The sequence below is a fragment of the Cyanobacteria bacterium QS_8_64_29 genome (assembly GCA_003022125.1).
GTDB lineage: Bacteria > Cyanobacteriota > Cyanobacteriia > Cyanobacteriales > Rubidibacteraceae > QS-8-64-29.
The window spans coordinates 23698-31041 of record PXQH01000018.1 but is presented as its reverse complement, the minus strand read 5'-3'; the positions used below and the strand labels follow the sequence as shown (position 1 = coordinate 31041).

The 7344-nt window shown below is 66.8% G+C and carries 7 protein-coding genes; 4 read left to right on the top strand and 3 right to left on the bottom strand.

Annotation, left to right across the window (positions count from 1 at the left end; all coding sequences use genetic code 11):
* Positions 1–274 precede the first annotated feature (274 nt).
* Positions 275–796: a secondary thiamine-phosphate synthase enzyme gene (locus BRC58_03700; GenBank protein PSP18414.1), complete on the bottom strand. Its 522-nt coding sequence runs from the start codon at positions 794–796 to the stop codon at positions 275–277.
* 220 nt (positions 797–1016) lie between these two features.
* On the opposite strand from BRC58_03700, the gene BRC58_03695 reads away from it, so the two are divergent.
* The 3 genes from BRC58_03695 (at position 1017) to BRC58_03685 (ending at position 3966) form a co-directional block, all read left to right on the top strand.
* A complete protein-coding gene (locus BRC58_03695; protein PSP18413.1) occupies positions 1017–2942 on the top strand; it encodes a hypothetical protein in 1926 nt (641 codons plus the stop codon).
* 167 nt (positions 2943–3109) lie between these two features.
* Complete coding sequence (locus BRC58_03690; protein PSP18412.1) at positions 3110–3889, top strand: NADPH quinone oxidoreductase; 780 nt, start codon at positions 3110–3112, stop codon at positions 3887–3889.
* Complete coding sequence (locus BRC58_03685) at positions 3829–3966, top strand: hypothetical protein (GenBank protein PSP18411.1); 138 nt, start codon at positions 3829–3831, stop codon at positions 3964–3966. Before BRC58_03690 ends, BRC58_03685 begins: the two co-directional genes overlap by 61 nt.
* Positions 3967–3970: 4 nt before the next feature.
* Here the strand turns inward: BRC58_03685 and BRC58_03680 are convergent, their stop codons facing one another.
* The gene (locus BRC58_03680) at positions 3971–4558 is read right to left on the bottom strand and encodes a DUF99 domain-containing protein (protein ID PSP18410.1); all 588 of its coding nucleotides are present in this window, start codon (positions 4556–4558) and stop codon (positions 3971–3973) included.
* A 75-nt stretch (positions 4559–4633) separates the two neighbouring features.
* Here BRC58_03680 and BRC58_03675 point away from each other — a divergent pair, with 75 nt between their 5' ends.
* Positions 4634–5941 (top strand): FAD-binding oxidoreductase, encoded by a 1308-nt coding sequence (locus BRC58_03675; GenBank protein ID PSP18409.1) that lies wholly within the window; start codon positions 4634–4636, stop codon positions 5939–5941.
* Here the strand turns inward: BRC58_03675 and BRC58_03670 are convergent.
* The gene (locus BRC58_03670; protein PSP18416.1) at positions 5938–7287 is read right to left on the bottom strand and encodes a histidine phosphatase family protein; all 1350 of its coding nucleotides are present in this window, start codon (positions 7285–7287) and stop codon (positions 5938–5940) included. The genes BRC58_03675 and BRC58_03670 overlap by 4 nt on opposite strands.
* Positions 7288–7344: the final 57 nt, after the last annotated feature.

Below are 7344 nucleotides of genomic sequence, written 5' to 3'. Positions count from 1 at the left end.
AGCTCTCGGAGTAGACCATCCGCTCGCTCACCAATTGGAAGTTCATCCGGCAAGCGGTCCGCGCCGCCAAAACAGTGCAATATTATTAGTAATTGGTATCAGGCTGCGCGCGGTAGGGATAGCGCGCGGCTAGGGCTGCCAGCTCGCGGCGATCGCGCTCGGCAAGCAGCGGGACGGCCGTTGCACCGCGCGCAGCCAGCTCGGCCGCGCACGCGCGGATCGCCTCCGGCCGGTGCAGCGACGACAGGATGCGCACGGTGGCAGTTCTAGCGCTTTATTGACCGCACACTTGCACGAATAGCTTGCGCTGGCGCGAGCCATCCAGCTCGAAAAACAAAATTGACTGCCACTTGCCCAGTGCCAGTTCCCCTTCCATGACGGGGACGTACTCGCTGGTGTTGAGGCTGACAGCGATCAAGTGAGCGTGCGCGTTGAGGGGTTCGTCATCGGGCACGTCCCGCAAGTGCAAGTCGTTGTGCATGTAACGCTGCTCGGGCGGAGCGACCTGGGCAAAATGCCGTTTGAAGTCTTCCCGCAAGCGCACCTCGTCTTCGTTAATGGCAAGCCCAGTGGTGGTATGCCGCGTAAACACCAACACGTGCCCTTCCCGGATGGGGTTGCGCTCCAGGACTGCTTCGACCGTGGCCGTCACGTTGTAAATGCAGGCATCGTCTTCGGTTTCGAAGGCGATCGTCTCGCTGCGAAACGTGAGTCCCTCCGCTTGGGGCGAACTCTGGCTGCTGTTGTAGGGCGTAATGCGTTTGGATTGGCTCGAGGCAACATTGCGATCCAGCATGGGTACCCAGATTGACCTGACTAACAAAAAACTGAGTCGGGCGGGCGCGGAGGCCGTTTCTCAAAAAACGCCCGAACCGCCAACCGCGAGGGTGGCGCGTCAGCCCGACGGCAACCGATGCGAGGCGCAAATTGCTGGCTCGTCCCACTGTGAGATAGGAGACATCCGGATCGTAGCCACTCCCCATGCGGCAGGGGAAAACGGCGTTATTAATTTTTAATTGGGGCTGACGGTAGCGCTTCGGGACTATCCCTCACGCCCAGCTTGCCGGTGCCACGATGAAAGCAGTCCGGCCGTGATCGCGCCTGTGAGTTATTGCCTCAATCCTGACTGCCCGCAGCCGCACGCGCTCGAGCAAAACCCAAGCTGCCCCTGCTGCGGCCAACCCGGCTCGCTTTGGGAGCGCTATCGGGCAGTTGAGCCCATTGCCAGCGGCGGGTTCGGGCGCACGCTGTTGGGATGCGATACCGTCCGCGGCCTCCGCTGCGCGATCAAGCAGCTCGCTTGGGGCAGCGCGCAGGCAGCAAACGCGCCACTCCAGCGCGAGGCGCGCCGCCTGCAGCAACTGGGCCAGCACGCCCAAATCCCCCATCTGCTGGCCCACGGCAAGCAGCAGCGGCATTACTATCTGGTGCAGGAATTTGTCCCCGGGCGCTCCCTAGCGCGCGAGCTGGATGAGGGAGGCGCGTTCGATGAAGCCCAAGTGCGCCGGTTGCTGCTGTCGCTGCTGCCGGTATTGGCCTTCATCCATCGGGGCAAGGTCATCCATCGCGACATCAAACCGGCCAACATCATTTGCCGCCAGGCCGCCAATGGCGAGCGGTGCGGCGGTCCCCCAGCGCTGGTCGATTTTGGATCGGCCAAGGAGGCCAGCGCGACAGCCCTGGGCAAGACCGGAACGTTAGTGGGCTCGGCGGGCTATGCGGCGCCCGAACAAGTCCTGGGGAAAGCCACCTTTGCCAGCGATCTCTATAGCCTGGGCATTACTTGCATTCAGCTGCTAACCCAACTCGAGCCCTTCGATCTCTACCAGCCCAGTGACGGGCGCTTGGTGTGGCGGGACTGCCTGGCCGGCCGTGCTGTCAGCGAGCGGCTCGCTGCCGTTTTGGACGCCATGACGCAACGGGCCGTCGGGCAGCGCTACCGCTCGGCCGAAGCCGTCATGCGGGATTTGCGCCGCGATCACCAGCGCCCGAGCGGTCGTCGGCGCGGCAAGCGCCGCTCGCCCGCGTTGCTTGCCCTCTGGGATGGCAGCCCCACCCAAGCCCGAGTGGCGGCCCTGGCCTTTGCCCCCAACGGCCGCCTGCTAGCCAGCGGCCACCAAGCCAGCCGGCCGCCCTATCAAGGCCAAGCGAACGGCACCCGGCTCTGGCATCCTGCGTGCAGGCAAGCCCTCAGGGATTTGCCGCAGCCCGGCAGCCGCGTCACTGCCGTTGCCTTCGATTCCAGCAGTCACTGGCTGGCCAGCGGCGGTCGGGACCGCGCGATCCGCCTCTGGGAAGCTCCAACCGGCCGCCTGCACCGAACCATTGCCCGGCACCGCTCGGCCGTCCACGCGGTGGCCTTTACCCCAACAGGCCAGTGGCTGGCCAGCGGCAGCGCCGATGGAACCGTGCGACTGTGGCAAGTCCGGACCGGCCGGTGCGTGCGCGTGCTGGAGGGCGGCGCAGGTGAGGTTTATGCCGTAGCCATTGATCCCAGCGGCCAGATCGTGGCAGGGGGCACTCGCAATGGCACCGTCCGGCTCTGGTCCCTTCCCCAGGGCAAACTACTGCCGGCGTTGCAGGGGCATGCCGACGGTGTAACCGCGCTGGCTTTTGCCCCCCAGGGACAGGTCTTGGCCAGCGGCAGCGGCGATTGGGACTGCTCCGTCCGGCTCTGGTCCCTGCGCAGCAGCCAAGCGATCCGCTCCCTAACTGCTCACACCTGGTCGGTAACCGCGATCGCCTTTGACCCTACCGGCCGCCTGCTGGCCAGCGGCAGCTCGGATGGCACCTTCAACCTGTGGCAGCCCCGGACCGGCCGCCGCCTGCGAACTCTGGAGGCCCAGTCGGGGGCCATTCGGGCGCTGGCCATTAGCCCGGATGGCACGCTGTTGGCCGGCGGCGGCGACGCCGGGACCATCGAGCTCTGGCAGCTGCGCTAGCGCGCGCCTTTGGGAAGACCGCAAGCAAGCCCAAGATGCAAGCAGTCGTTCTATCGCAATACGGCGGCCCGGAGGTCCTGCGCGTTCGCGAGCTGCCCGATCCGGTTCCTGCCCGGGAAGAAGTGCGCGTTGCCGTGGCAGCCTAGGGGCTCAACCGCGCGGATCTGATGCAGCGCCAGGGCAACTACCCACCCCCCAAACCCCGCTCCTACGACATCCCGGGCCTGGAATTTGCCGGGACGATTGAGGCCTTGGGCGCTGACGTGCGGGACTGGCAGCTCAGCGATCACGTCTTGGGACTGCTCGCCGATGGCGGCCACGCCACCCAAGTCACGGTTCACGAGCGCATGCTGGTGCGCGTTCCGCCGGCGCTGTCGCTGACTGAGGCCGCGATCGTCCCCGAAGCTTTTCTGACCGCTTACGATGCCCTGGCCGACAAAGCGGCCCTGCAAGCGGGCGACACCGTGCTGGTCCATGCTGCCGGCAGCGGCGTGGGTACGGCCGCCATCCAGCTCGCGCGTGCCATGGGGGCAACCCAGGTGTTGGCCACCAGCCGCAGCGAGTGGAAGCGCCAGCAGAGCTTGGCCTTGGGCGTCGATCGCGCTATCGATCCGGAGCGGGAATCGCTGGCGCGCGCGGTTGGCGAGGCCACCGGCGATCGCGGCGCCGACATCATTTTGGATTTTCTGGGCGGCGAGATGCTCGCTGCCAACGTGCAGGCAGCCGCGCTGGCGGGCCACATCGTTCAAATCGCGCACTTGGGCGGGCGCAGCGCCACCCTAGACATCCGCACCTTGATGGACAAGCGCCTGCAGCTGCGTGGGACAACGCTACGCAGCCGGCCGCCTGAGGCCAAAATGGCCCTCACCCAACAGTTCGCAGCCAGATGGTGCCCAAGCTGGCCGATGGCAGCCTGCGCCCGGTGCTGGATCGCTGCTTTGGGCTAACCGAAATCGCGCAAGCCCACCAGTACATGGAAGCCAACCGCAACTTCGGCAAGATCGCGATCGCCATGCCCGACTAGGCGCTCAGGCGCGGCCGCGGCTCTCGCCCAAAACCACGGCCGAACCGATGGCGTGCGCCAGCCGCAGCGGTTCCGGGACGCGACCGCAGTCGGTGAGCCGCTCCAGTACCCGGGCAGCCGTGGCCGCATCGGTGCCGCAAGCCTGGAAGTAGAACGGCGGGTGCGCGCGCACGGGGCCCGCCCGCTGCACGATCGCCCAGCGCGCCCTCGGGTGAGGCAGGCGTTGCATGGCCCGTTCCATGGCAGCGGCATCCGGCGGCCGGCGCATGACGGCGATGCAGGGACGCTCGAGCTGCCCCGCCAGAGCGGGCAGATCCACAGCGTTCAAGCCGCCCAGACAAATGCCATCCAGCAGCACCACGTGCAGCTGTGGCAGGAACTTGCTCCCCAGCAGCAGCTGCGCCAGCATTGAGGTGGCATCCCAGCCATCGCGCGCCACATGCCCCCAAACCATGCCCTCCAAGCGCGTGCCCGCACACGCAACGCCGGCAACTGGCACGGGCGCGCTTGAGTGGCGGGCGAAGGGGGCATCATCAAAACCCATCGCTCGGATGGTGCGATCGCGCCGCAGCAGGACGTCGAGTTTGCCCATGGGGAGCAGGCGCTTCCTGGCGGGCAATGCTGCAAGTGGTAGCCTAGCCTGCAAGCGAGCGGGCGATGGCAGCGTATGGACGACATTGCCTCGGTACTGGCAGCCGAGCAGGCTGAAGTCCAGCCCTGGGAAGCGCTCTCGGATCGGTGGCAGCGGCAGCTGAGCGCCGGCCTGGCCGGTTCCGAGCCCCCTACCTGCCTGGTCTTGCCCGAAACGCAGCAAGCCCTAGCCGGGGTTATGGCCGCTGCCCACCAGCAGGGTTGGTCGGTCTTGCCTTGCGGGACGGCCAGCAAGCTGGGCTGGGGTGGCCCGGCCGAGCGAGCCCAGCTAGCCCTCAGCACCCAACGCCTCAACCGACTGGTCGACCATGCCGCAGGCGATCTAACTGTAACTGCCGAAGCGGGCATGACCCTTGCGGCGCTGCAAGCCACGCTCCACCAGCACGGTCAGTTCCTGCCGCTCGATCCTGCTTATCCGGAAACGGCAACGCTGGGCGGCATTGTGGCAACGGCCGATTCCGGCAGCTGGCGGCAGCAGTACGGCGGCGTGCGCGATTTAACCATTGGCATTACCTTCGCGCGCGCCGACGGCCAGCTCGCGCGCGGTGGCGGGCGCGTGGTCAAAAACGTGGCCGGCTACGACCTGATGAAGCTCATGGCTGGCGCTTGGGGGACGCTGGGCGTTATCTCGCAGCTGAGCTTTCGCGTGTACCCACTACCGGCCGCCTCGCAGACGGCGCTGCTCGCAGGCGACGCGGGCGCCATGGCCGAGGCTGCACGCGTCCTGCGGCGCTCGCCGCTTACCCCCACTGCAGCCGATGGGCTGGGGACCGGCACCGCCGCGCAATTGGGGCTGGGATCGGCAATGGCACTCGTGGTGCGCTTTCAAAGCAGCCGTGCCGGCGTCGAGCGCCAGATTGCTTGGATAAAAGAGTGGGCGCAAGCCCAGAGCGTAACGGTGCGCTGCTACGGCGGGGACGACGAAGCGGCGCTGTGGCAGCAACTGCGGCAGCTGACGCGCTCGCCGGCTGGCACCGGGGCCGTGACGGCCAAAATTGGGCTTAGGCCGAGTGCTGCCATCGCGTGGTTGCAAGCCCTCGATGCCGCCACCGAAGGCAGCGGCCGCACCCTAATCCACTTGCGCAGCGGTATCGGCCGCCTGCACCTGCCCCAGGGCAGTGATCGCGACCGCATTGCCGGGCTGCGCTCGCGCTGCGAGGCCCAAGGCGGCTACCTGACGCTGCTCGACGCCCCAGCCGAGCTCAAGCAGCAGATCGACCCCTGGGGATATCCGGGCAATGCCCTGGCCCCCATGCGCCGCCTCAAGCAGCAGTTCGACCCGCACCGGCTGCTGCGACCGGGGGGCTTTGTCGGCGGCATCTAGAGCGCCCCGGCGGCGGTGCGATCGAACACGTCTTGACTTAGGTGGGAGGTGAGGTTGATGGCCTGTAGCACGGGCCAGCCCTCGGCGCCTTGGGGATAATCGATGGTGCTGATTGCCCCATTGCCCTGCTTGATGTGCCAAAAGTGGGCCGGCGTTAGGCCCAGCAAGTGGCACAAAATCACTTTGTTGATGGCATCGTGCGCCACGACCAGCCCGGTTCTGAACTCCGCTTCTGGCGGCGGCGCGGCCTCTCGGACGATGCCTTGCCAGGCCGCGATGGCGCGGTCCCAAACCTGCTGCAGGTTCTCACCATCCGGCATTTGCACGGTTTCGGGCGCGGACTTCCAGCGCTGGAGCAGCTCGCTGTATTCGGCTTCAATCTCGGCTTGCAGTTTACCCTCCCAGCGGCCGTGGCCGATCTCGGTCAGCCCCGACTCGAGCTGTAGCGCCGCGCTTGGGTGGTGCGCCAGGGCAATCTCGGCCGTTTCCTTGGGCCGCAACAGCGGACTGCTCACCCCAAAGTCGATGGCGGTGTCCTGGAGCAAATCGGCAGCTTTGCGCGCCTGCTCCCGGCCTGCCGTGTTGAGCGGGATGTCGATCTGCCCCTGGAAGCGCGAGCTGCGGTTCCAGTCCGTCTCGCCGTGGCGCACCAGCAGCAAGCGCAAGCCGCGCTGCTCGCGCGGCGGCGGCAGCGGCAGATCCAGATGGGCGGTCTGGTTGAGCGATTCCAGCTGTACCGGATTGCCCCAACCGCCGCTGAAGTTCAGCACGCTCAGGCCGCAGTTGGTCTGCTGGATGGTGTGGTAGTGCGATGGAGGAATGCCAATGGCACTGCTGATGGCACAGCGGTTGATGCCGTTGTGCGCGACCAGCACGATGGTTTGACCGCGATGCCGCGCCAGCAGCATCTGCCAGAACTGCTGGGCCTGTTCGTAGAGCGCCAGCACCGGGTAGTGAAGCCGCTCGCCCTCAGGGCCCGATACGCGCATGGCGAGCTCGTGCGGTTGCTGGTGCCAGCGGCGGTAATCGTCAGGGAAGCGCTCGCGCACTTGCTGCTTGGTGAGCCCTTCCCAAAGCGGCAGATCGACTTCCAGCAACCGCTCGGTGGTTTGCAGCGGGGGCGAGTGCGGCAGGTACGCCTGTAAGATTTCGGCAGTTTGCCGGGCGCGCTGCAGCGGACTGCTGTAGATGGCATCGGCCGGCGAACCGCGCAGGACGTCCCCCACGCGGTGGGCATCGGCCGCGCCGCGCTCGGTCAGGACCGACTCGTCGCAGCGCCCCTGGATCTTTTGCTCGACGTTGAAGCTGCTTTGCCCGTGGCGGACGATGACAACGCGCGTGCTCAACTCCATCGCTCCTCGCTTGCGCCATCCCCGGCGTAGGGTCGGGCTCGCGCGGGCGAG

What these genes read in the sequence shown, in the direction of transcription:
- BRC58_03685 (PSP18411.1), top strand. Translation starts at nt 3,829, where the DNA reads ATGGTGCCCAAGCTGGCCGATGGCAGCCTGCGCCCGGTGCTGGATCGC.
- BRC58_03675 (PSP18409.1), top strand. Translation starts at nt 4,634, where the DNA reads ATGGACGACATTGCCTCGGTACTGGCAGCCGAGCAGGCTGAAGTCCAG.
- BRC58_03680 (PSP18410.1), bottom strand. Translation starts at nt 4,558, where the DNA reads ATGGGCAAACTCGACGTCCTGCTGCGGCGCGATCGCACCATCCGAGCG.
- BRC58_03690 (PSP18412.1), top strand. Translation starts at nt 3,110, where the DNA reads ATGCAGCGCCAGGGCAACTACCCACCCCCCAAACCCCGCTCCTACGAC.
- BRC58_03700 (PSP18414.1), bottom strand. Translation starts at nt 796, where the DNA reads ATGCTGGATCGCAATGTTGCCTCGAGCCAATCCAAACGCATTACGCCC.